The following is a 24,715-nucleotide window of genomic DNA, read 5'->3' as shown; positions in this document are numbered from 1 at the left end:
CATCGCCCCAGCGAACCAGGGCGAGAAAAGAACGAGGCAGTTCTATCGAATCAGATTGCCACGGTAATTTGATTCGGCGCGGATAGCTGATTGGCTTCGCCCACCTGCGCAGCGCCGACTGCCGCTGCGATCGGCAGAGCACGGTCACGCACGCGGTGACGCTCCATATGCACCCAATCCACCACCTCCGCATGAGGCCGATAGCCGGGCAGGATCTGCGTCAGCGTCTGCTTCAGCATCGGCACATCGCTGCTTTCGAGTGCCGCATTCAGCATCTCGAACTGGCGCCAGAGTTCATTCCAGGGCAGGCAGGGATCGTGTGCCTTCATGACACGAGGATGCAGCGTAGGCATCGCGCTGTCACCAATCAGGAGTTCTTCGTAGAGTTTCTCGCCAGGTCGCAGCCCAGTCACCTGAAGTTCAATGTCACCATCCGGCGAGTGCTCGTCGCGAACGGTACGTCCCGAAAGCTCTACCAGTCGGCGCGCGAGATCAATGATCCGGACCGGCTCACCCATGTCGAGCACAAAGACATCGCCGCCCTGCGCCATCGCGCCCGCCTGAATCACCAACTGGGCGGCTTCCGGAATGGTCATGAAATAGCGCGTGATGTCCGCATGTGTCAGCGTGATCGGGCCACCCGCCTCGATCTGCTTTCGAAACAACGGAACCACTGAACCACTGGAGCCGAGCACGTTACCGAAACGGACCATCGAGAAGCAGGTGTCCGAACTCTGCTGTGCCAGCCCCTGCAACGCCATTTCGGCGACGCGCTTGCTAGCCCCCATGATGTTCGTCGGCCGCACGGCCTTGTCGGTGCTGATCAGGACAAAGTTAGGAACCTTGCACTCCATCGCAATCCGCGCCGTCGTGAGCGTGCCCATCGCGTTGTTTCGCACCCCCTCCGCCGGGTTGTGCTCGACGAGCGGCACATGCTTGTACGCCGCCGCGTGATAGACCGTGTCAGGGCGCCAGGCGCGCATCACTTCACGCAGCCGCGCCGCATCGCACACCGAAGCGAGCAGTGGGACGACACGTACGTTCGGCGCCAACCGCTCCAGCTCCTGGTGGATGCCATAGAGCGCGTATTCGCTCAGCTCTACGAGCAGCAGCGTAGAGGGCGACAACTGAACGATCTGCCGGCACAGTTCGCCGCCGATGGAGCCACCAGCCCCGGTGACCAACACCACCCGACCGCGGATGTGCTTGTGCAACAGGTCTGCCACTGGCTCGACTGGATCCCGCCCTAGCAAGTCTTCGATGTCGACTTCCACCAAGTCATTGACCTGGACCTTGCCATTGGCCAGATCGAGCAGCCCCGGGAGCATGCGTACATGCAGATGCAATGGCAACAACTGGTTCAGAATTTCAACGCGGCGTCCACGACTGGCCGAAGGCATCGCCAACAGCACGTCGGTGATGCCCCAGCTGGCAGCGTTGTTGCTGAGCCAATCCGAGGACTGAATGCGCAGACCATTGATCGTGTTGCCTTGGAGATGCAAGTCATCGTCAACGAAAGCGCGGACGACCATGTCCCGACTTTGAGCCAACGCCGCAGCCAGCTGCAAGCCCGCGCTACCGGCACCGTAGATCACGACTTGAGGCAGCTGCTTACGCTGCAGAGCGCTCATGTAGAGACCACCCAACCAATAGCGCGCAAACATGCGCGAGCCGGCGATGGCCAGGAACAAGAGCAACGGGACCAGCAGACCGACCGTGCGCGGTACCCCTCGCACACCGACCACCGCAAAGATCAACGCATAGCCGAGGCCAAAGAGCACACACGCGCGCACGATAGCCATGACTGCAGCTGTGCCTGCATATCGAAAGATGGCTCGGTAGAGCCCGAAAACCACAAACAGGGGGAGCGCAAGAGCGACAGCAACTGCGACAGCTGACCACTGAACGCCGCGCGGCGTCATCCATTGCTCAAAGCGAAAGCTGAATGCCAACCAGACACACAGGACGCAGAGCATTGCATCGACCCCCAGAGCCAGCATGCGCTTCAGGGGGCGCGGCAAAGCAAGCAAGGGCGCAGCCAGACGATTGATCACACTGAAAACTCCTGCGGCGCTTGGGACGCACCGCACTGCAACAATTGTCCGTGAAGGGTACCCACCCCTCCCCCCCAATTCAGGGGATTCGCGACACTCACAATGTCATTTTTTGTATCTTTTGCATCGACATGACTTTGGTCATAGCACCGCTGATCAGCATCCTCGATCAGCGGTCCCCTTTGACAGCCATGACCGATTCAAGCCCGGAATGCCTGTGGCTTGACCATCTCCCCGAGGCAGTGGGCGCCAACGCCCTGACTACAATGCCAAGGGCGCACCCAGCCGTCCTTCATCTCTCGGGTCTGGATAGTGCGATCCGACCGCTCAACGAAGAACAAATGGCGAGGACATTTCTGTATGAGTTGTGATTCATGCTGGACATGAAGCACGCGGTACGCAATACGTTGAATCTGACAACAGAGGCACAAGCCTTCGCAGGGAGCCAAGTCTCATGAAATCCGTTCTGGTGGTATGCATCGGCAACATCTGTCGCAGTCCCATGGGGGAAGCACTGATCGCTGCCGCATTACCACAGGTTCAAGTCACGTCTGCCGGGACGGGCGCTCTGGTCGGTCACCCCGCAGATCCGATCGCGCGCAAGTTGATGGCCGCACGCGGCATCGACATCGAGGACCACCGTGCACGCCAACTCACAGGGCAGATGTGCCAGCAGGCCGATCTCATTCTTGCGATGGACGAAGCGCAACGAATCCACATTGGTCAACGCCATCCGCTGACTCGCGGCAAATTGTTCCGACTGGGTGAGGTCGCGCGCGTCGACATTCCCGACCCCTATCGCCTGGGCCTTCCAGCTTTCGAACACGCCCTACAGCTCATCGCTGACGGTGCCCACGCTTGGGCCGAACGCATCCGCAAACTCTCATGACCCCTTCCGCCTCCACTTCGGCCCCCTCGGCACCCAACACGATACGCCCACGCGACGATGACGATGGCGTCATCAACTTGTCCGAGTATTTCGACATCCTGCTTGACCGCAAATGGCTGGTGGCAGGCGTCACGGCGGTGGCCCTTGGGTTCGGAGTCGCCTATGCACTTTTGGCCACCCCGATCTACCAGTCCAATTTACTGATTCAGGTCGAGGACTCCGCCCCCGACGCCAAGAATTTTCTCGGCGACACGGCCAACCTCTTCGAGGTGAAGACCCCTGCTACTGGCGAAATCCAGATCATCCGTTCGCGGATGGTGATGGGGGGCGCAGTGGAAGCGACGCAACTTTATGTCAACGCTCGACCGCGCTATATCCCATTCATCGGCGAATGGCTTTCGCGGCGTTCCAAGGAACTATCAAACCCTGGTTTTCTGGGCATAGGCGGCTACGTTTCCGGCACCGAAGCGATCGACATCGCAAAGTTCGGTGTCCCTCCTACGCTCGAAGACCAGCAACCCTTCACGATCACCGCGCAGGCGGGCGATCAATATGTACTCTCGCACCCCAGCCTTCCCGAGTCGCTAACAGGCACCGCGGGCAAGATGCTCAGTCAACAGGTGCCTGGCGGCGCCATCACTCTGATGGTTTCACGGATCGATGGGAAGCCTGGAGCGGAATTTCTTGTCTCGCGCGCGTCGTCGCTGACCACTACTGAGAGCTTGCAAAGAAGCGTGCAGCTCAGCGAACAAGGTAAACAATCGAACGTAATCAGTGTTGTTCTCGAAGGTAGCGACCGTGGTCGCCTACGGCGCACACTCAACGAAATCGGCGCCCAGTATGTTCGCCAGAATGTCGAGCGGAAAGCTGCAGAGGCAGAGAAGACGATTGGATTTCTCGACCAACAGCTGCCCGAATTCAAACGGCAACTCGAAGACTCGGAAGACATGTATGCCCGCTTCCGCAACAAGAACGGTACTGTCGCCTTTGACGAAGAAGCCAAGGCTGTATTGGGAATGTCGGTACAGCTGCAAACCAAGCTGCTAGAGACCCAGCAACAGCGGCGCGAACTGCTCGCACGCTTTACCGAAACCAACCCGAAGGTCCGCATGGTGGATGGCCAGATTGCAGCCATCAGTCATGAAATCAACGGCCTGGAAACTCGAGTGAGTGCCATGCCCGCCATACAGCGGGACGCCTTGCGGTTGGAGCGCGACGTCCGCGTCAACGGCGAACTCTACAAGTCGCTACTTAATAGCTCTTTGCAACTGCGTCTCGTCAAGGAAGGCAAGATCGGCAATGTGCGTCTGCTCGACACGGCCATCGAACCCAAGAGCGCGGTCAAACCTCAAAAGCCTCTGATCGTCGCGCTCTCGCTGGTACTCGGCCTTCTCGCAGGCGTGGCGCTGGCAATCCTTCGCACCAAGTTGTCGAGCGGCATCCGCAATCCTCAGGAAATCGAAGATCGACTCGGCCTGAACGTCTACTCCGTCGTTCCATTGGCACTCGAGCAAGAAACGATTCTGGAACACATTGCCGGCGGTGCGAAGGGCGTGCAACTGTTGGCCGTCACCTCACCCGAAAGCCTCGCCATCGAAAGCTTGCGCAACCTGCGGGTGTCCCTGCAGTTGACATTGATGGAGAGTGGCAACAATCGTGTGCTCATCACAGGTGCCACCCCCGGGGTGGGCAAGAGCTTCGTCTCGGGCAACTTCGCGGTCATCATGGCACAGGCGGGCAAGCGCGTGCTGTTGATCGACGCCGACTTGCGCAAGGGTCACCTCCAAAAGGCATTTGGCCTCCCACGCAAAGGCGGTTTGGCCGACGTCTTGGCAGGTGACATGTCTTCCGAGCAGGCCATCCATGGGCAAGTGATCCCTAACCTGGATGTTTTGACGACCGGAAACTATCCATTCAATCCAGCCAACATGATGCTTTCGTCAAAGCTGAGTGAGCTGTTGAACGATTTCTCGGAGCGCTACGACCTGGTTGTGATCGACAGTCCGCCCGTGCTGGTGGCAGCCGACGCCGCGGCGGTTGCAGCACATGCTGGCGCTGTCCTGCTGGTTGCCCGTGACAACCTGACCCAACTCGGCGAGCTGAATGAGAGCGTCAAGCGCCTCGCGCATGCGGGCCAGCAAGTCAACGGGGTGGTCTTCAACGGCATGGACCTCTCTCGCCGGCACTATGGCAGTTACGGCTACAAGTACGGCGGCTACCGCTATACCGAGTACAAGTACAAAGAAGCTTGAACGAGCACTCAGTGGGCCAGCGCTGAGGGGAGAGGGCTATCAAAGCACCTCCTCCCCTTCGCGCCTCACCTCGACGAAGCCAGTCTCGCAGTTGCCATGGCGGCAACCAGCATGAGCCCCGCCGCCTTAGACCTATCGAATCACCACCAACCGTTGCAACAACCATGCAACGGCAGTGCCGACCAGCAGTCCAACGCCGTCTGCCCATAGATCGCTCCACTCGGCCATGCGATCAGGCGTGAGCGACTGCAGCACTTCAATCAGAGCTCCGTAGCCGAGCAGCCCCAACAGTGATAGCGGGATGCGCCCCGGCCACGCCCAATACGCAAGGAATGCCAGGACCGCAAAACCTAGCGCGTGATTGCTCTTGTCCCAGCCCGTACTCGGCACCGGAATAGCGGCGGGCATCAAACTGAGCACCAACAACGCCAGCATTGCAATGGCCAGTAGCCAGCGCCACAAGATCACGTGGGCTGCGAGGCGAGCCCACAACACACTCACGCCGATGCCTCTGCCAGCACCTGCCCAATGACCTTGCAGCTCTTTTCCATCTCGATCGAGGTAAGTGTCGGATGCACAAGAAACATCAGGCTCGTTTCCCCCAATGCGCGAGCAACAGGCAATCGTTCAGCCGGCCGCCAACCCGTGCCATCGAACGCTCGCTCCAGGTAGACCTCGGAACAAGACCCCTGATAGCAGGGCACACCATGTGCTTGGATCGCCTCGACAATCCGATCGCGGCCCCATCCTGTCGCCAACTTTTCCGGCTGCACGTAAACGTAGCATTTGTAGTGCCCATGAGCACTACCTGCCGCGTCCTGGTCCGCAAAGGCGGGCACTCGCACTGCGGCATGGGGACGAGCAGCTTCCCACAGGGCCTGTGCATGGCGCGTACGCGCAGAAGTCCAGTCGCTCATCCGCCGCAGTTGGATACGGCCAATGACAGCCTGCAACTCCAGCATTCGCCAGTTAGTGCCGAAACTTTCGTGCACCCAACGATAGCCCGGTGGGTGCTCGCGCTCGTAGACGGCTTCGTAGCTCTTTCCGTGATCCTTGTACTGCCACATAGTGCGCCACAACGCTTCGTCGTTGGTCGTCACCATTCCACCCTCCCCGCCCGTAGTCATGATCTTGTCTTGGCAGAACGACCAAGCGCCAGCATGACCGATGGAGCCGACGGATCGCCCCTTGTAGCGGGCACCATGCGCCTGCGCGCAGTCTTCGACCACCTTGAAATCGTGCTTGGCCGCAAGCGCCATGATCGGATCCATGTCGCACGGCCAACCACCCAGGTGCACACAGATGACAGCCTTGGTGCGCGGCGTGACGACCTGCGCAATGGTCTCGGCCGACAGGTTGCCACTTTCTGCATCGACATCCGCGAACACCGGCGTTGCGCCCGCATTCACCACACACGACACGCTCGCGATGAAGGTGCGCGGCGTGACGATGACCTCGTCACCGGGCCCGATGCCCATGCCTTTGAGGATCACGTCCAGGGCCAGTGTGCCGTTAGCCAGCGCGAGTGAATACGCGGTGCCTGCCCATGTGGCGAACTCCTTTTCGAACAGACGGCATTCCTGCCCTGTCCAGTAATTGACCTTGTTGGACAGGAGCACGCGCTGCACGGCATCGGCCTCTTCGGCAGTGAAGCTCGGCCACGGGGAGAAAGGGGTATTCAACACAACAGTTCAACCTTTGAGAAATGGTTTGGCGGGATTTCCGATCACGGTGGCGCCCGGCGGTACATCGCGGGTGACGACAGCGCCCATGCCGACCACCGCACCACGGCCGATGACCAAGGGCTGCCCGGGCTTGCCTTGCTTGATGACTGCGCCTGTTCCGATGTAGGCGTGGTCTTCAATGACGACATTGCCATTGCACTTGACGCCAGGCGCAAAGGTCACGAAGTCGCCCACCACGCAATCGTGGGCTACATAGCTATAGATGTTGGCGTGAAAGTGCCGCCCTATCCGGAGATTGGAGGTGAGCATGGAGAAGGGACTCAATATGGCCCCTTCTCCCAGCACGGCATCGTCGAGCATCACCACGTTCGCGGCAGTCACAGTCCACGGCAACACCTGATCCGCAGCGCAACGTGCGGCCAGTTCTTCTCGTACCCCGCTGTTGGCGATGGCCAGCACCGCATACCGCGTGCTGGCTTCGGCCTGCATGAATTCCGCATAGCGGAGCACGCGCTGACCATTGACCATCTGCGCCTCGGGATGATCGTCAACGAACACCAATTGCTCGGCCAGAATGCCCTGGCGCCGCAATTGCTCGCGCGCCAGCGGCATCACTTCGCGCCCATATCCGCTGGCACCATAAACGGCAAAGAGAGGAAGAGTCATTGTTTGTCTCCAGTTTGCGAGCCTACGAATCGAGACATCGTGGCCTCGCCCGCCGCGCTGATGCCATCACGCACCAGCACCTTGCGCACCGTCAGCCACAGGATCTTGATGTCGAGCCAGAGCGAATGGTTGTCCACGTACCAAACGTCCAGCTTGAACTTCTCGTCCCAGCTCAATGCGTTGCGCCCGTTGATTTGCGCCCAGCCCGTGATGCCCGGGCGCACCTCATGGCGACGGGATTGCTCGGCGGAGTAAAGCGGCAGGTAGTCCATCAGCAACGGACGCGGGCCGACGAGGCTCATGTCGCCCTTGAGCACGTTCCACAGTTCGGGCAACTCGTCGAGACTGCTGGCGCGCAGGAAACGGCCGAAGGGCGTCAAGCGGTCGGCGTCGGGCAACAACTCTCCGTCAACACCACGCGCATCCGTCATCGTGCGGAACTTGACCATGTTGAACGGCCGCCCGCGCATACCAGGCCTCGTTTGACGAAAGAAGGCAGGGCTGCCCAGCTTGCGGCGCACCTGCCATGTCAGGAACAACAGCGGAAGACCGAGGAGCAGCAGGGCCACACAAGCGAGCACGATGTCAAAAAGGCGCTTCATCTGGATTTCGACCTGTTCGCCAGCCGCGTGAAGATGGCACCGAATTTTTCGACGCCAACCTTCAAGGCCAGTTGTTCACGGTAGTAGCGCTGCGCCTGCTGCCCCATGGCCGCCAAGGCATCAGGCGGCATCGCTGCGAGCGCATCGGCGGCATCAGCCAGCGCGCTGGCGTTTTCGGATTCAACGACCACGCCACCGCCCGACTGCGCAACCAACCCGGCCGCATCGCCATCGACCGCCATCAACAGCGGTTTGCCGACGGCCATGTAGGCCTGTGTCTTGGAAGGGATAGTGATCTCGAAGAGCGGGTCCTTGCGAAGGTGCACCAGCAGCGTGTCAGCTGCATTCAGCAACGCGCCCACTTCCGACATCGGTACCGGCGGCAGAAAGATCACGTTGCGCAACTGCATGTCGGCAGCCCGCTGCTTGAGCCGCGGCACTTCCACGCCGCCACCCAACAGCACAAAGCACACCCGCGAGTTGCGCGCCTGCAGCAGAACCGCCGCCTCGAGCACAGCGCCCAACGCCTGGGCCTTGCCCATGTTTCCCGCAAAGAGGACGCGGAACTGATCCGGCCCCGGAAAGCTGGTCGGCGGCTGGCCTTGCGGCGAAGCCAGCGCCACTTCGTCGGCCCAGTTGTAGATCACCCCCACCTTGACCTCAGGCACGCCGCGCTCCAACAGCAGGCGCTTGAAACCCGGTGACAGGACCGCGATGTGGTCCGCGCGGCGATACACCCATTGGCACACCGCAGCCACCGCGCTCAAGGCCCGGGCGTTGTTGACCATGCCCGTGGCACGCAAGGTGTCGGGCCACATGTCCTGGATGTCGTAGACCACGGGAACGCGGCGCAACAGCCGCAGCAGGCCGGCGGTGATGCCCACCGTGAGCGGCGGATGGTAGGCATAGATGACATCGGGCCGGCGCGCCATGAACAGGCCATAGACCAGCGACGACGTGGCAAAGCTCGCGTAGTTCAACACCCGCTTGATCGCCGACTGGTCATGGTTGGGATAGAGCGGCACGCGCGTCATCTGCACGCCGTCGATCGTTTCGCGCTGCAGCAGCTTGATGCGGTAGCCCGGATACACCTTGCCGCCCGGGTAGTTGGGGAAGCCCGTCAACACTTCGACCTCGAAGCCCTGGCGCACCAGTTCGCGTGCGAACACGATGCCCTTGAACGTCGGCTCCGGATCGAACCACTGCATCAGCAACAACACGCGAATTGCCATGCGTCAGTACTTCTTCCAGACCACGCGGTTCACATAATCGGTGTAGCTGTGAACGATGCGCAGCACCTTGTCCGACACATTGGGCATGCTGTAGTCGGCCACTTGGCGCAGGCCGCGCGCATCGCCTCGCGGCTGGCTCTTCAGAATGGCCAGGCCCTGGCGCACTCGGTCCACCTCGAGGCCGACCATCATCACGGCCGCCTCTTCCATCCCTTCGGGCCGCTCATGCGCTTCACGCAAGTTGAGCGCCGGAAAATTCAGGATCGACGACTCTTCGTTGATTGTGCCGCTGTCGGACAACGTGGCCCGCGCCGAGAGCTGCAGCTTCACGTAGTCGTGAAAGCCCAGCGGCTTCAACAGGCGCACTTGTGGATGAAAGCGCGCGCCGGTCGCGTCGATGCGCTTCTGCGTGCGCGGGTGCGTCGAGACGATGACCGGCATGTCGTGGTCTTCGGCCACGGCATTCAGCACCGCCACCAGCTTGCTAAAGGACTGCGGCGACTCGATGTTCTCTTCGCGATGGGCACTGACCACGAAGTACTGCTCCGCCTGCAAACCCAGCCGCTCCAGCACGCCGGACGCCTCGATGCGCGGGCGATAGTGCGTCAGCACCTCGAACATCGGGCTGCCGGTCTTGATGACCAGATCGGGCGGCAGCCCTTCGCGCAACAGGTAATCACGCGCGATCGTGCTGTAAGTGAGGTTGACGTCCGCCGTGTGGTCCACGATGCGGCGGTTGGTTTCTTCGGGCACGCGCTGGTCGAAGCAACGGTTGCCCGCTTCCATGTGAAAGATCGGAATCTTGCGGCGCTTGGCCGGAATCACCGAGAGGCAGCTGTTGGTGTCGCCCAGCACCAGCATGGCTTCGGGCTGCACCTCGCCCAGCACCTGGTCCACCGCGATGATGAGGTTGCCGATGGTCTGCGCCGCGCTCGTGGCGTTGGCTGCGCTGTTCAAGAAGTGGTCGGGCTTGCGCACGCCCAGGTCGTCGAAGAAGACCTGGTTGAGTTCGTAGTCGTAGTTCTGGCCGGTATGCACGAGCACGTGTTCGCAATGCTCGTCCAGGCGAGCCAGCACGCGCGACAGGCGAATGATTTCGGGCCGGGTGCCGACCACGGTCATGACTTTGAGTTTTTTCATGGGAGATGGATCCAAAGCCTTGGGACTACAGCGGGCAAGCGAAGGTGTCCGGCCGCGCGCGATCGAACACCTCGTTGGCCCAGAGCATCACGACCATTTCTTCGGTGCCGATGTTGGTGATGTCGTGCGTCCAGCCGGGCACGGTCTCGACAATTTCAGACTTGTCGCCCGCAGTCACCAGTTCATGGGTTTCTCCGGTGTGCATGTGCCGGAACTTGAAGCGCGCCTGCCCCTTGATGACGAGGAACTTCTCCGTCTTGCTGTGGTGGTAGTGGCCGCCTCGCGTAATGCCGGGGTGCGCGGTGAAAAACGAGAACTGGCCGGCGTCCGGCGTCTTGAGCATTTCGACAAACACACCGCGCGCGTCCCCGTGCTGCGGCACGGTGTAGGCAAACGATTCGGGCGGCAGGTAGCTCACGTAAGTCGAATAGAGCGCGCGCACCAAGCCCGTTCCCACACGGTCGGTCATGAGGGTGTTGCGGCTGTCCTTGAACGACTGGATCTGACGGGCCAGCTCGCCCACCGTGGTGGTGTATTGCGGCGTGACCGTGGCAAAACCTTCTGCGTCCACAGTGGCGTCAGCGCCATCCATGAGCTGCACGAAACGCTCGATGACATCGTCGACATACACCAGCGTGACCGGCGCGGCCGGGTCGTTGACCTGGATCGGCAGGTCGCGCGCAATGTTGTGGCAGAACGTGGCCACGGCCGAGTTGTAGTTGGGCCGGCACCATTTGCCGAACACATTGGGCAAACGGAAGACGTGCACCGGAATGCCGAGGCTGGCGGTTGCGGCTTGCAGCGCTTCTTCCGCGCCGCGCTTGCTGTTGCCATACGGGTTGTCGCGTCCTGCCTGCGTGGACGACGTGTAGACGATCGGCACCTTCTTGCCGGTCGCCTTCGCCACGTCGCCGACGGCGCTGCAGAGGCTCTGCGTGAGTTCCGCGTTGCCGGTGGCGAATTCCTGCGGGTCTTGCGGGCGATTGACGCCTGCGAGGTGGAACACGAAGTCCACCCCCTCCAACAGCGCGGGCAGTTGCTCCACGCTGTGGTCGCGCGTGAAGCAGACCACCTGCACGTCCTTGCGCTCGGTCAAGTGCAGCTGCAGATTCTTGCCCACGAAACCACCGGCGCCGGTAATCAACACCTTCATCGTCTTATCCCTCTGCCACGGCCGGTTCACCCCGTGCGATGCGCTGCATGAAGTCGAGCTTGAGCAGCAGCTTCTTCATGCCTTCCACATCGAGGCGGGTGGTGTTGTGCGAGTTGTAGTCTTCACCATGCGTGCCGTGGGTGATGCGCTTCTCGCCTTGCTCCACGTACTTGGCGTAGTTCAGGTCGCGGCCGTCGGGCGGCACGCGATAGTAATCGCCCTGGTCTTCGGCGCAGGCCATTTCTTCCCGGCTCAGCAACGCTTCGTAGAGCTTCTCGCCATGGCGGGTACCGATCTCACGCACTTCGTGATCCGGTTTTTGCATCAACTCCAGGATCGCCTTCGTCAGCACCTGAACCGTGGCAGCCGGCGCCTTCTGCACAAAGATGTCGCCGTTGTTGCCGTGCTCGAACGCATGCAGCACCAGTTCGACTGCGTCTTCCAGCGTCATCATGAAACGGGTCATGGACGGGTCGGTCACGGTGATGGGCTTGCCCGCCAGCACCTGCTCGACGAACAACGGGATGACCGAGCCGCGCGAGGCCATAACGTTGCCGTAGCGCGTGCCGCAGATGACGGTGTTGGTGCTCTCCAGATTCCGGCTGGCGGCAACCATCACCTTTTCCATCATGGCTTTGCTGATGCCCATGGCGTTGATGGGATAGACAGCCTTGTCGGTGCTCAGGCACACCACCCGCTTGACGCCTGCGGCAATCGCGGCTTCGAGCACATTCTCGGTGCCGAGCACGTTGGTGCGCACCGCCTGCATCGGGTGGAACTCGCAGGAAGGCACCTGCTTGAGGGCGGCTGCGTGGAAGACGTAGTCCACACCGCGCATGGCGGAACTTACGCTGCGCGAATCGCGAACGTCGCCGATATAGAACTTGAGCTTGGGATGGTTGTAGCGCTTGCGCATGTCATCCTGCTTTTTTTCGTCGCGGCTGAAGATGCGGATTTCGGCGATGTCGGTGTCTAGAAAACCCTTGAGGACGGCGTTTCCAAAAGAGCCCGAACCCCCGGTGATCAATAAATTTCGGTCGTTGAACATATTTAAATCCTTGCCTCAATTCTGTTCACAATATTTTTCACAAACTCAAATCTGCTTTCAGGCTGGTTATTCGCCACAAGACTTTTTATCGACTCCTGCAAAATCGAAAAATTCTGGTGGAAATAATCCATCCCGGCCACAAAACCATCCACATCATTTGCTTTGACGATGGCCGGGTGCTCGTAAAAAGAGGGCATGCCATGAGCAACAATCGGCAACCCGCGCGACATCAATTGGAGCGATTTGTTCGACATCGTGACTGCCTCGATATCGGCGACATTATTCCTGTAAGGAATGACCGCTGCGAAAAATTTTTCCAGCGGCAACTCTTCCAGTTTTGCCGATGGGACGATTACCACGTTCGGAAGCAACTCGAATTGCGAGACCTGATCCTTGACGTTGGCCGCCTGCGGCCCCACAAGATAAAAGACCACATCTGGCCGCAGAGAGACAGACTGCCTCAGCAGGTCGAAATCGACCCGATTGTCGATATGGGCCCACAACAGCACCGAATTTCTTTCGGCATTGCGCACCGGCTCTTTGTATTCCACATCTGCCCAAGGAAAAAACAATTCCGGCGAGCACCATTCGGACGCCTGCTTCATTAGCGGATAAGACACGGTCAACACCACATCGCTCACCAAGCACGTTTTCCCGAGGCTCCTTTTGGCGTGGCGACCCGAAAAAAGCCTGGACTGCGCTACGAAATCATCGTTGATGATTGTGATGATTTTATTTTTCGGAAAGATTTCTCGCAGGAAATAGTAGTCGTAGTTAAAATTTAAAATAATCGAATTTTTCGTGGAAATCTTGCCCATCAAGGTTTGGATACTTTTTTTCTCGATCAGCGCATTCAGCCATGCCAGCATCGGAAAAACCCGTAGCTGATGGTGTATCAATTGGCGGGTTCTTCCGAGAACCAGATTATTTTCGACTTGCTCGATGTCGCTCTTGACTCGGTTCTGCCAAAAAAATGCTGGCTTCTGGATGAAATATATTCTTCCTCCGAATCTCCGAATCAGGCCGGCCACCTGATGGCGAAGCCGTGGCGCTTCATGCCAATTGCTTTTGCTAAAAAAAATGTAGTCGTCCATTTCAATTCTGGGCACCGTCGCCTGCAATGGCTTCTGTGCCAACCTCGGCACTGAAGAAGCTATTCACAATTTTTTTCGCCGCCTTGCCGTCTCCATAAAACTGGCTTTGAGACGCGAATTCACGGTAAGACCGCAACGCCGCAGCAATTTTTTCAGAGTCGGAGCCGACCACATCATTCAAGCCGGCTTGTACCAGCTCGACCCACTCCGTTTCCTCCCGAAGCGTCACGCAGTACTTTTGATTGAAATAGGCTTCCTTCTGCACGCCACCCGAATCCGTGGCTACGAGCCTGCAATTCGCCTCGAGCCAGATCATTTCCAAATAGCCCACGGGGTCAACCGCTTGTACGTTGCTTGGCAACATCAAGCCGATTTGCTTCAGCTTTCCCCGCGTGCGGGGATGAAGAGGCAATACGACCTGCGCTTCGGACTTACGCAATCCTTCAAGGATGCCTCGCATGCGGATTGGATCATCGGTGTTTTCGGCGCGATGCACCGTGCACAGCACAAAAGCACTAACTTTCAATCCTAGATCGTCGAACCAGATCGGCTTGCGCGCGCGACGCTTGTAAAAGGCAGCGGCATCGCACATGACATCGCCCACCATTTCAATCTTCTCGCGGGGGACGCCTTCGTTGCAAAGGTTGTCAAATGCTAATTCTGTAGGCGCAAAAAGCTTGGTGGACACATGGTCCGCCAGAATTCGGTTGATTTCTTCCGGCATGCGACGGTTGAATGATCTCAATCCCGCTTCGACATGCGCCACGGGAATGTGCAATTTGCTCGCGGCCAGCGCCCCAGCCAGGGTGCTGTCGGTATCGCCATACACCAACACCCAATCGGGCTGCTCGATCAGCATCAATTCTTCGAGCTTTTCGAGCATGCGACCGGTGTTCTGGCCGTGAGTGCCTCCGCCTATTCCCAAATTATATGCGGGACGTGGAATTTCGAGCTCATCAAAAAATACATCCGACATATTGGCGTCGTAATGCTGGCCTGTATGGACGACCACTTCCTCCATATCGCCCCTAGTCTCTCTGATCGCACGAGAAACTACCGCAGCCTTGATGAATTGAGGGCGTGCACCAATCACAGTGAGTACTTTCATAAACACCAGTCCTAATCAAGAAAATAAATAATACCCAAGCCGACATCGCTTTTTTGCGACTTCTTTATCCGCATCAGATGCTCGCCAATGATTGGATGATGCAATCATTGGAGATTAAAAAAATTCATGTCATCTTTTCATCAACGCCGTCAGAAAACACACGCCCCAACAACGAGCATTCAATATGCTGCAATCGCCACCAATCCTGAGTTCAATCATCACGATCCACAATAAACTTCCGCTGCTGCAGCAGCGGCCGCTTAAGAATAATTGTCGCAAGGCCCGCAAAAAACAGGTTTCTATTCTGGCCACCCAGCATGATGAATTTTAATCAATCCTGTCGCGGTTTATCATTGATCGAATAGCTCAAGATCGAGCCAATCCGTGCCTCTTGGTTCGAAATAAATTCCAAATGCTGATCAATTCAGACTTAAACAGCCGAACTGTAAAGGGTATGGCCAGCGCCCACAGAATGCTGAAACTAAATGGCAGGCCCGAGGCAAAAGCGCACGTCAGGATCGAGAGCAAAACGGCCAGCCCTGTGAAAGCATAAATTCGAAGTCGAGGGAAATTTCTCCAAGCACGAGCAGATGCCTCCGTATTCATAATGAACATAACGTAAAAAGCAAAGGCATTAGCTATGGCAGCTCCTGGCGCGCCCCATTTCGGAATAAGCAAGAATCCCGCTCCAAGGTTTGCCATGAGTGCTGTGACCGTCGCGAGCACCGAGAGCATGTTTTTTCGCGCGATACCGATTCCAACGCTGGTTACTATGGACAGGGTGTAGAGCAGCGGCTGAATAATGCAGCAGACGATCAGGTATTTCACGCTTGCATAAATCGGAGGCAATAAGTAGTCCGCGATCCAGACAAACGCACCACAGAACACGAGTGCAATGCAAATGAGCGCTAGCACCTGTTGGCTGACCACGTCGACTCTCTTCATGTCAACCCCTTCTGCTTGCCACTTGAATGCCAGAGGGGTCCAGATCACGGAGAAAATCGATTGCACAAGAACCGCAACGCCAGCGAAGCTGACGGCAACAGAATAGATAGCCAATTGTCCGAGATCCGAAAATCCGCGCAACATGAAAGTGCTTGCTGCATTTACGGCCCAATAGGCAACACCGGAGACGATGAGTGGCAATCCGAATTTAAGGAGTTTCCTGACTTCAAGGCCGCTCAGCTTCGTCTGGAACGCCACGCGCAGCTGCGATCGCGTATTCCATATGTAAATAAGCAGCACAAAGGCCATCGAAAGAAAATAGGCCCAAAGCAGTTCAAGAAAATTCTTCGAAATCGGAAGCAACGCCAAAAGACCGAGCAATACTAAAAGAAATGCCTTGGGCATCGCTTGGCTCATCGAGTACGCCAAACCGCGCTCTTGCATCCGGAGAATCAGCGACAAAAATCTAGAACAATAGCCGGCAATCGCGGCTGCGAATGTCAATAAATAATACCCAATGTGCTCCGAGTCATACAGATGGGAAGTTATCTGCCGCTCGAAAATCAAGCCCAACGGAAGCGCAACAAGCAGCAAGAAAAATCCGGGAACTGCGCAATTCTTAAATAAAGAATTCTTCTCGTCACTTTCGTGGTATTCACGAACAAACGCTTGATCAAGCCCCAACGAGAAAAAAAGCAAAAGAAATGAAACCGTGACCTGAAAGATGTTCAGGCGGCCGACATCCTCAGGCGAAAAGACCCAAGCGACGATTGGAACAGTCAGCAGACTGAAAAATGCGACAGCAAAAGGCCCGACTGCAAACCCGATGGCGTTCTTTATTTTCATACCAGTGAATACTTGGCCATGCTACAGCGGCGATTTACTTTCCGCGACGTGAACCCAGCAATGTCTGCACAAATAAATAGCGACATTGCCCCGCATTTAGCGGGCACGCATTTTCGCGAGCGAGGAATAGACAAAAAAAGCCGAGCCAATCGATGCTGATCTAAAAAAATAAAACGGCCAGCGAAGGACACTTTGGATGCCGTCATTCGGCAAACATTTCAAGGAAATCTTGAACGCGTGAAAGGCAACGGGAAATAAAGCTTTTCGCAGGAACTTTTCAACCAAAATTGCATAGGACAAGCTTTTTGTTTTTCCAGTCGCGGCGATCACTTCCTCATTCGTCAATTCGTCCAAACACTTTTTTCTGAACGCTACGTTTTCCTTGAAAACCATCTCTTTCATGCGGACGCCAACTTGGCTGCCGTGAACCCTGCCGATGACCAGCGGTTTCGGCGAATGAACAAATGTGTAGCTCTCGGAAAACTTGAACCAGAGGTCGTAGTCCTGGGTGGCGCGCAATTTTTCGCTAAAAAACCCGTGCTCCAAAAATGCGCCACGAGGAATAAGAAGAGAACAACCGTGAATCCTGTTGTCTGTGGCGATCTGATATCGGAAGCAATGCGGCTCCGTCTTGTCGAGTCGCGTTTCCTTCAACTCTTGTCGGTCAACAAACAAGGTCTGATAGTTGCTATAAGCAATCACGCGCTCCGAGCTGGGCAGGCCTGACAGCAAATCAATCTGGCTCTTTACTTTATCTACAGCGTACAAGTCGTCATGACTGAGCCAGGAAAAATAGTCGCCAGTCATTCTTTCGATGCCTAGATTCAGCGCCGTGGACACGCCGCCATTGGGCTTTGAATAATAGGTTATTTTGTCAGAAAATTCCCTAGCAATCGCCTCTGTTTGACCGGCATCGTTCGAACCATCGTTGACTACAATTATTTCTATATTCTCATAATCTTGCGCTAGTGCGGATTCGATGGCATCACGCAAGAAGTTGGCGCCATTGAATACGGGAATGATGATCGAGACTTTGGGAAGTGGCTTCATTTCAAGCAACTGATAATTCATTCAAAGATCGCGACGAGTTCGGATCTTTTGAAATCACCGAGGCATAGGTTTTAATTAAAGATTCTGCAATCACAGGCTCGCTATAACGCTCAATGCATCTCGCCCGTATCTCATGCGGATTAAATACCGAATATTCGGTATTGAGCCGCACCATGGCTCGCCCCAATTCATCCACGTCATCCACGTCGACTAGGATTCCATCTCCTTCCTCCACGATGGATTGAGGTCCTCCACATCGCGTCGCGATGACGGGTTTTCCCAAGGCGAGCGCTTCAACCAGAACAACCCCGAACGTCTCGTAGTCACTGGACAAGATGAATGCATCGGCCGTGCTCATCGCCTCGAGCACTTGGGAGCGCGACAGCATCCCGGGAAATTTCACGCGAGCAGCTACACCCAGGTTTTTCGCTAGCGCCTTCAGCGCGTTCATTTCGTTTCCGTGCCCACCAATCACCAAGCTGACATGGGCGCTCTCCAAAAAGTATTTCGCAAAAGCCTTGATGATATTTTTTTGGTTTTTGTTTTTATTCATCAGCGCGATGTTAAGAAATACAAAACCTTGGGAATCCTTTATTTTTCTTATGGGTGCGTCAACAAATTTTTGACTCACGATATTTGGAACGACGCCCCACGGCACATCTCCCCTAGGAAGCCTTTTATCCAAATTGATTGAAAAGCTCTTCGACACCGAAAAGGCCCGTGCCGCTCCATGCTGGATTTTTTCAGCGATCCGAAGGCTTGAATTAGTCACTCCCCCGCGCGCGAAGGCCGAGCTGTGTTCGGTGACAACATATGGAATTCCGTAGCGCGACTTGACTCTGAGGGCAACAACGCCTGCGTACAGCATGGAATGCACATGCACAATTTCTGGCAATCCATGCGTCCTTATATATTTTTCAAAAAGTTGGGCCCCGAAATATTCCCATAACTTCTTTATTCCAACAGGGAAACGGGGAAACCAATTTTTCCCATAGGATCGATAAGTCAAAACGCCTTCGTCAATTTCAAATTCCGGGATGCCGTGCTTCTCTTTGGCAAATATCCCGTTCCGAAGAGAACTGAAATGAGGATAAATGACGCCGACCTGGCAGCCTTGTTTATGAAGTGCCTGCGCCTGCTCACGAAAAAAGCTCCCGCCGACATCGCTGCGAGAGACTGGATACCAGGACGGAATGAACAATATATGCACGGTCGCTCTTACTTCTAAGCCACAGCATCGAGGCTGCAAGAATTCATTTAATTGACAGTTTTCAAGACTCGGAAACTCGTCGTTCCAGCAATCAATTCTTTGCGGAAAAGATCGAAATATTTAGCGCGGCAAAGATTTCTTTTTGAATCGATCCGTCCAGATATGCGTGCATTGGAAAACTCAGCACCTCCTGAGCCACGGAATCACCGACGGCGAGCTTGACCCCCTCATCCGCCACCGCCGGCTGCTGATTCAACGGAATCGGGTAATGCACAACCGTCGGCACCCCTGCCTCTTTCATCCGCGCCTGAACACCTTCCCGGTCAGCGATGCGCACCGTGTATTGCGCCCAAGCACTCTGGTTGTGCGGCTCGACATAAGGCGCCACAGTGGCGGCAGCAGCGCCCCCGCCCTCCCCCAGCAATCGCCCGTATTCCGCAGCCACCCGCTGCCGGCTGGCGATCTCGTCATCGAAGATCTCCAGCTTCGCCAGCAGCACCGCCGCCTGCAAGGTATCCAACCGGCTGTTCACTCCCACCCGAATGTGGTGGTACCGCCGGTCCTGCCCATGCCGCGCGATCTGCCGCATCACCTTCGCCAATTCGTCGTCATTGGTGAAGATCGCCCCACCATCCCCATAGCACCCCAGCGGCTTGCTCGGAAAGAAGCTCGCACACGCAATCGTGCTGAGATTGCAACTCTTGCGTCCCTTGTAGGTAGCGCCAAAACTCTGCGCCGCATCTTCGATCACGGGAATCCCGTGCCGAGCGGCAATGGCATTGATCGCGTCGAAATCCGCACACTGCCCATACAAGCTCACCGGAACAATAGCCTTGGTCCGCGGCGTGATCGCAGCCTCCAGCAGCGCCGGGTCCAGGTTGTAGGTGCGCGCATCGATGTCCACGTACACCGGCTTGGCGCCCAGCAGCGCCACCGTCTCGGCAGTGGCAATGTACGTAAAACCCGGTGTGATGACTTCATCGCCCGGCCCGATGCCAAGCGCCATCTGAGCGATCTGCAAAGCATCCGTGCCATTAGCCACGGTGATGCAATGTTTGGCGCCGGTATAGGCCGCCAGCTTCTCTTCCAACTCGGCCACTTCAGGCCCAAGGATGTATTGACCATGCGCCAACACACGCTGAATCGCCGCGTCGATCTGGGCCTTGATGCGGGCTTGCTGGGTCTTGAGGTCGATGAATTCGATCATGGCGTCTTGGCATCCAACTTGGTCACGGCATTACCGTCGAGTACGTAGCGCGCGCCGGTGTGCGCGCAAATGGCTTCTGCTGTGCCTTTCAGCGGTAACGCAAGTTGCTCGCCGAACTCGCTCATCCAGCCGATCTGTCTGGCGGGCACGCCGACCATGAGTGCATAGGCCGGCACGTTCTTGTTGATCACGGCGCCGGCGCCGACAAAGGCGTATTCGCCCACGGTATTGCCGCAGACGACGGTGCAATTGGCCCCCAGCGTCGCGCCACGCTTCACGAGGGTTCGACGGTATTCGTCCTTGCGCGTGACGGCCGAGCGTGGGTTGTAGACATTGGTGAAGACCATGCTCGGCCCGCAGAACACGTCGTCTTCCAGGGTCACCGCGTCATAGACGCTGACGTTGTTCTGGATCTTGACGTTGTGGCCGATGGTCACGTCGTTGCCGACGTAGACGTTCTGGCCCAGCGAACAGCCTTCGCCGATCGACGCCTGTGCGCTAACGTGCACCCAGTGCCAGATGCGGGTGCCGTCGCCGATGCGGGCGCCCTCGTCGATGATCGCGGTGGGGTGGGCTTTGTATACCATGCCAAACTCGCAGTACGTCAGGCGAGATGCTGCACGAACGGATGCACTTCGCCCTGCTCGCCTTGGACAGGCATGGCGCTGCGAATCACGTTGACGGTTTCGATGCAGTGGCGCGCATCCTCGAGGCCATAGCCGCGGCCGGCCAGAATCTCCTTGTAGCTCACCGTGTGCAGGTCGGTGAAGCCTTCCGAAAACTCGAGCTTCTCCCCGCTGATGTCGATGTTGCGGAAGGTGGTCTTCTTGCCTTTCACATCGGCCGGCAGATCGTTGGCGTCGATGGACAAGAACCAGCGCACGCGCGCGCGTTCGTATTCGAGATAACCCGCCGCCTTGGCCGTGCCGCTGTAGTGCACCACGTTGCGCTGCAACTTGCCGAAGATGAAGTGCAGCATGTCGTAGAAGTGCACGCCGATGTTGGTCGCCACGCCGAACGACTTGCGGTTGTCGCCCTTCCAGCTTTCCATGTACCACTTGCCGCGCGAGGTTATGTAGGTCAGCTCGACATCGAACTTGGTGTCTGCCGGCGCCGCTACCACCTTGTCGCGCAGTTTCAGGATGGCCTCGTGATGGCGCAGCTGCAGGATGTTGAAGACGCGCTTGCCGGTTTCCTTCTCGACGCGCTCCAATTCTTCGACGAGGTCCGGCGTGGGCACCAGGGGCTTCTCGCAGATCACGTCGCAACCCAGGCGCAGGCCGGCGGCAATGTGCGGGTGGTGCAGGTAGTTGGGGCTGCAGATCGCCACATAGTCCAGCGCCGTGGCAGGGTTGCGCTTGAGCTGCTGCGCGTGCTCGTAGAACCGTTCGAACTCGGTGAAGAACTCGCTCTGCGGCGAGATGCTGTCGATGATGCCGACCGAATCGTTGATGTCGTAGGCAACCGCCAGATGGTTGTCCGTGTCCTTGATGGCACGCATGTGGCGCGGAGCGATGTAACCGGCAGCGCCGATGAGAGCAAAGTTTTTCATGTCGAGAAAGAAACGAGAAATGGCTTACAGGCGGAATACGGAGAAGCCGCTGTCGCGGGCATCCTGTGCGTGGAACAGGCTCTTGACGTCGACCAGCACGGGCTGCTCTCCTCGGCACAGGGCGCGCAACTCGGTCATGGTTGCGCGGCGGTATTCGTTGTGGCCTACGGCAACGACGAGCGCATCGACCGGGTGATCCGCATCGACCTGGCCGAGTTGAAGGCCATATTCGCGGGCCACCTCTTCAGCATCAGCCCATGGGTCCACAATTTCCACGGAAGCGCCCCATGCCTCGAACTCGCGAACCATGTCGACGATTTTGCTGTTGCGGATGTCCGGGCAGTTTTCCTTGAAGGTGATGCCCAGTACGCCGATACGGCAACGCGGCACGTCCATGCCGTTCTTCAGCATCAGCTTGATGGTGTTGCGGGCCACGTAGCGCGCCATGTTGTCGTTGATGCGGCGCCCCGCCAATATCACCTGAGGGTGATAGCCGACCTGCTCCGCCTTGTGCGTGAGGTAGTACGGGTCCACACCTATGCAATGCCCACCCACAAGGCCCGGACGGAAGGGCAGGAAATTCCATTTGCTGCCTGCGGCCTCGAGCACGTCGAGCGTGTCGATGCCTAGGCGCTCGAAGATCACGGACAGCTCATTGACCAACGCGATGTTCAGGTCGCGCTGCGTGTTCTCGATCACCTTGGCGGCCTCGGCCACCTTGATGCTGGCAGCCTTGTGTGTACCGGCGGTGATGATCTCGTTGTAGAGCGCATCCACCAAGTCGGCCACTTCGGGCGTGCTTCCGCTGGTGATCTTCTTGATCTTGGTAAGCGTGTTGACCTTGTCCCCCGGATTGATCCGCTCCGGGCTGTAGCCGCAGAAGAAATCGACGTTGAATTTCTTGCCGCTGAATTTTTCCAGCACCGGCACACACACTTCTTCTGTCGCCCCGGGATAGACCGTTGATTCGAAGATGACGATCGCCCCCTTCGACATGACCTTGCCGACGGTTTCGCTGGCCTTGGCCAGCGGTGTCAGATCGGGACGGTTCGCATTGTCGATAGGCGTAGGCACGGTCACGATAAAGACAGCGCAGTCACGCAAATCATCGGCATGCGACGTGAATGCCAGCTGTGTCGCGGCTTTCAACTCTTCGCTGGTGGTTTCGAGCGTGTGATCGTGTCCACCCTGCAGTTCCGTGATGCGTTTGGCATTGATATCGAAGCCGACCACCCGACGCTTCTTGCCAAACTCCACAGCGAGGGGAAGGCCCACGTAGCCAAGGCCGATGATCGCGATGGGCTGAGTTGATTGAATGACTTGCATATTGAAAGCACTGGAGACGAAAAATTGGCGACAGACTCGATCAAGAGTCATGCCGCCACACCGCATTCGCGGCTGCTGACTTCAAGAGCAGTCAGACCCGTGACGCAAACCTCAAAAACTCGGCCCGGGTCAGACTCAATTAGCGATGTCTGACGTAAACCTCGCTGGCGTTGTTGACCACCTGTGCCGACGGCAGGATCAGACTGACCACGCGGTTCCACTTGACCAGCGGCACCGGGTCGACATACACGACGTCCTGCGACTGCAACCGGAACTGGCTGGCTAGAGCCATCGTCGCCGGGTTCTTGGCGTTCAGATGGAAGATGGCCGGCGCACCGGTCGCGCCTTGGCGAATCACGTAGATCTGGCCGGCATTGGAGGTCGTCGTCATCGGACCACCCGCCTCGCCCAAGGCCTCGCTCAAGCTCAAACGCCCGTTGCTGCGCATGGACAGAGCAACAGGCGCCATGATTTCGCCCATCACAAAGACCTTGGAGTCTTCCCGGTGCGCCACACGAACGGTATCGCCGTTCTTCAGGGGGATGTTGTTCCCGTCGTAGCCAGCCTCACGCAACCGGGTCATGTCGATCGGGACTGAGCGGCCATCGCGAATGAGCGTGACGGCTGCGCGATTGGCATTAGCCGTCATGCCACCAGCACGGTTGATCGCCTCGTTCAACGTCATAGGCACGTCAGTGAAGATTTGCGATCCCGGAACACGCACTTCGCCTTCCACATAAGCGCGGCGGCTTCGGAAGGACTGGATGCGCACCGTCACTTGGGGATCGCGAACGTGCGGCCGCAGAAGCTTACCAATCAGGTCGGAAGCATCGCCTTCACTCAAGCCAGCCACGCGCACACGGCCGATATATGGAAAAGCGATTTCGCCGTCTGCGTCAACGATGAAGCCCGGTGCCACTTGGACGCCGGTTGGGTCAGCGGCTTGCGAGATCACGGCGCCAGCATTGGGCAACAGTTCTGGATGGTCGTAAACGATCACGCCTACGACATCACCCGACCCAATGGTGTAGCGAGCCCCTTTGCCAAACAGCGCCTGCACCTCAGGCGGCACCCCCTTGGGCGACACCTCCGCCAGCGTACGCACCAGCGCCAGCGAGATCGGGGTGATTTCGCCCTCAGGCGCTTCGTCAGGAAGGTACCGGAACTGCGACGGCAACTCGCCGCCCGCTTCGTAAGGCTCCACCGAGCCCATGCCGGGCACAACGGCACAGCCCTGGAGCAACACCGCGCCGGCAAGCGCTACCCACGCGAGGGCTTTCGCATCTCTTCTCAATTCAGGTCCCTTGAAAGTCAGTCAGTCGTATCAACAACATCGAAGCGGCGAAAGAACAATTCCCGGAGGCATGCGAGGCTCGCACATTCGTTCTGTTGTATCGCGCTTCTTTTTCAAACACTTGTGATCGCCACCACTACGCGGCACCATTTATGTAAAAATTTGAACAGCTATAGTCGCGCTGAAACTGGCAAATTCAGGCGCCAAAGGTGCAGAATTCATCGCGGGGTCACGCAAGAATCTGGCGCACCCAGGGCGGATGCGCTCTGACAGACAGAAGTCTTGAAGGTCGATTTCGCGCGGCCGCTCCCCACTGCTCCCCTCTCATCGTACCAGTGCAGTGCACTGTCAATGAGGGCGTG

At 57.6% G+C, this 24,715-nt stretch carries 21 protein-coding genes; 2 read left to right on the top strand and 19 right to left on the bottom strand.

The annotated features are described in order from the left end of the window. Window positions 1–50 precede the first annotated feature (50 nt). Complete coding sequence (locus AC07OH_RS19270; protein WP_495301768.1) at window positions 51–2,054, bottom strand: polysaccharide biosynthesis protein; 2,004 nt, start codon at window positions 2,052–2,054, stop codon at window positions 51–53. Window positions 2,055–2,508: 454 nt separating this feature from the next. On the opposite strand from AC07OH_RS19270, the gene AC07OH_RS19265 reads away from it, so the two are divergent. Both AC07OH_RS19265 and AC07OH_RS19260 read left to right on the top strand, forming a co-directional pair. Then, entirely contained in the window at window positions 2,509–2,943 is a 435-nt protein-coding gene (locus tag AC07OH_RS19265) for a low molecular weight protein-tyrosine-phosphatase (RefSeq protein WP_390346323.1), read from the top strand. Further along, entirely contained in the window at window positions 2,940–5,195 is a 2,256-nt protein-coding gene (locus AC07OH_RS19260; RefSeq protein WP_495301767.1) for a polysaccharide biosynthesis tyrosine autokinase, read from the top strand. Before AC07OH_RS19265 ends, AC07OH_RS19260 begins: the two co-directional genes overlap by 4 nt. Window positions 5,196–5,327: 132 nt before the next feature. Here AC07OH_RS19260 and AC07OH_RS19255 read toward each other — a convergent pair whose 3' ends face one another. From AC07OH_RS19255 to AC07OH_RS19170, 18 genes are all read right to left on the bottom strand, one after another. After that, on the bottom strand, window positions 5,328–5,696 hold the full coding sequence (locus tag AC07OH_RS19255) for a VanZ family protein (RefSeq protein ID WP_390346326.1): 369 nt from the start codon (window positions 5,694–5,696) through the stop codon (window positions 5,328–5,330). Continuing rightward, entirely contained in the window at window positions 5,693–6,880 is a 1,188-nt protein-coding gene (locus AC07OH_RS19250) for a DegT/DnrJ/EryC1/StrS family aminotransferase (RefSeq protein ID WP_495301766.1), read from the bottom strand. The genes AC07OH_RS19255 and AC07OH_RS19250 overlap by 4 nt, the downstream gene beginning before the upstream one ends. A gap of 6 nt (window positions 6,881–6,886) precedes the next feature. Next, on the bottom strand, window positions 6,887–7,546 hold the full coding sequence (locus AC07OH_RS19245) for an acetyltransferase (protein WP_495301765.1): 660 nt from the start codon (window positions 7,544–7,546) through the stop codon (window positions 6,887–6,889). Next, window positions 7,543–8,148 (bottom strand): sugar transferase, encoded by a 606-nt coding sequence (locus tag AC07OH_RS19240; RefSeq protein WP_390346331.1) that lies wholly within the window; start codon window positions 8,146–8,148, stop codon window positions 7,543–7,545. The genes AC07OH_RS19245 and AC07OH_RS19240 overlap by 4 nt, the downstream gene beginning before the upstream one ends. Next, window positions 8,145–9,380 carry a glycosyltransferase family 4 protein gene (locus AC07OH_RS19235; RefSeq protein WP_495301764.1) on the bottom strand — a complete coding sequence of 412 codons (1,236 nt, stop codon included), beginning with the start codon at window positions 9,378–9,380 and terminating at the stop codon, window positions 8,145–8,147. The genes AC07OH_RS19240 and AC07OH_RS19235 overlap by 4 nt, the downstream gene beginning before the upstream one ends. A 3-nt stretch (window positions 9,381–9,383) precedes the next feature. After that, on the bottom strand, window positions 9,384–10,520 hold the full coding sequence (gene wecB, locus AC07OH_RS19230) for a non-hydrolyzing UDP-N-acetylglucosamine 2-epimerase (RefSeq protein ID WP_495265619.1): 1,137 nt from the start codon (window positions 10,518–10,520) through the stop codon (window positions 9,384–9,386). Between the two features lie 25 nt (window positions 10,521–10,545). After that, a complete protein-coding gene (wbjC, locus tag AC07OH_RS19225) occupies window positions 10,546–11,673 on the bottom strand; it encodes a UDP-2-acetamido-2,6-beta-L-arabino-hexul-4-ose reductase (protein WP_495301794.1) in 1,128 nt (375 codons plus the stop codon). A 4-nt stretch (window positions 11,674–11,677) separates the two neighbouring features. Continuing rightward, window positions 11,678–12,721, bottom strand: coding sequence for a polysaccharide biosynthesis protein (locus AC07OH_RS19220; RefSeq protein WP_495301763.1), 1,044 nt, complete (start codon window positions 12,719–12,721; stop codon window positions 11,678–11,680). Between the two features lie 2 nt (window positions 12,722–12,723). After that, window positions 12,724–13,815: a glycosyltransferase family protein gene (locus AC07OH_RS19215; protein ID WP_495301762.1), complete on the bottom strand. Its 1,092-nt coding sequence runs from the start codon at window positions 13,813–13,815 to the stop codon at window positions 12,724–12,726. Between the two features lies 1 nt (window position 13,816). Further along, on the bottom strand, window positions 13,817–14,923 hold the full coding sequence (gene wecB / locus AC07OH_RS19210; RefSeq protein WP_495301761.1) for a non-hydrolyzing UDP-N-acetylglucosamine 2-epimerase: 1,107 nt from the start codon (window positions 14,921–14,923) through the stop codon (window positions 13,817–13,819). Window positions 14,924–15,289: 366 nt separating this feature from the next. Beyond that, window positions 15,290–16,714, bottom strand: coding sequence for a lipopolysaccharide biosynthesis protein (locus AC07OH_RS19205; RefSeq protein ID WP_495301760.1), 1,425 nt, complete (start codon window positions 16,712–16,714; stop codon window positions 15,290–15,292). A gap of 96 nt (window positions 16,715–16,810) precedes the next feature. After that, entirely contained in the window at window positions 16,811–17,764 is a 954-nt protein-coding gene (locus tag AC07OH_RS19200; protein ID WP_495301759.1) for a glycosyltransferase, read from the bottom strand. A gap of 1 nt (window position 17,765) precedes the next feature. Continuing rightward, window positions 17,766–18,974: a glycosyltransferase gene (locus AC07OH_RS19195; RefSeq protein WP_495301758.1), complete on the bottom strand. Its 1,209-nt coding sequence runs from the start codon at window positions 18,972–18,974 to the stop codon at window positions 17,766–17,768. A gap of 91 nt (window positions 18,975–19,065) precedes the next feature. Next, window positions 19,066–20,181 (bottom strand): DegT/DnrJ/EryC1/StrS family aminotransferase, encoded by a 1,116-nt coding sequence (locus AC07OH_RS19190; RefSeq protein ID WP_495301757.1) that lies wholly within the window; start codon window positions 20,179–20,181, stop codon window positions 19,066–19,068. Next, window positions 20,178–20,768 carry an acyltransferase gene (locus tag AC07OH_RS19185; RefSeq protein ID WP_390346345.1) on the bottom strand — a complete coding sequence of 197 codons (591 nt, stop codon included), beginning with the start codon at window positions 20,766–20,768 and terminating at the stop codon, window positions 20,178–20,180. The genes AC07OH_RS19190 and AC07OH_RS19185 overlap by 4 nt, the downstream gene beginning before the upstream one ends. 17 nt (window positions 20,769–20,785) lie before the next feature. Next, on the bottom strand, window positions 20,786–21,733 hold the full coding sequence (locus tag AC07OH_RS19180) for a Gfo/Idh/MocA family protein (RefSeq protein ID WP_495301756.1): 948 nt from the start codon (window positions 21,731–21,733) through the stop codon (window positions 20,786–20,788). A 24-nt stretch (window positions 21,734–21,757) separates the two neighbouring features. Beyond that, complete coding sequence (gene tviB, locus AC07OH_RS19175) at window positions 21,758–23,059, bottom strand: Vi polysaccharide biosynthesis UDP-N-acetylglucosamine C-6 dehydrogenase TviB (protein ID WP_495301755.1); 1,302 nt, start codon at window positions 23,057–23,059, stop codon at window positions 21,758–21,760. Window positions 23,060–23,198: 139 nt separating this feature from the next. Continuing rightward, entirely contained in the window at window positions 23,199–24,272 is a 1,074-nt protein-coding gene (locus AC07OH_RS19170; protein ID WP_390350069.1) for a polysaccharide biosynthesis/export family protein, read from the bottom strand. Window positions 24,273–24,715 lie beyond the last annotated feature (443 nt).

This window comes from Variovorax sp. GW821-FHT10C12 (genome assembly GCF_059415405.1).
Note: the sequence above shows the minus strand (reverse complement) of the source record. Positions and strands in the feature narration are given on the sequence as shown.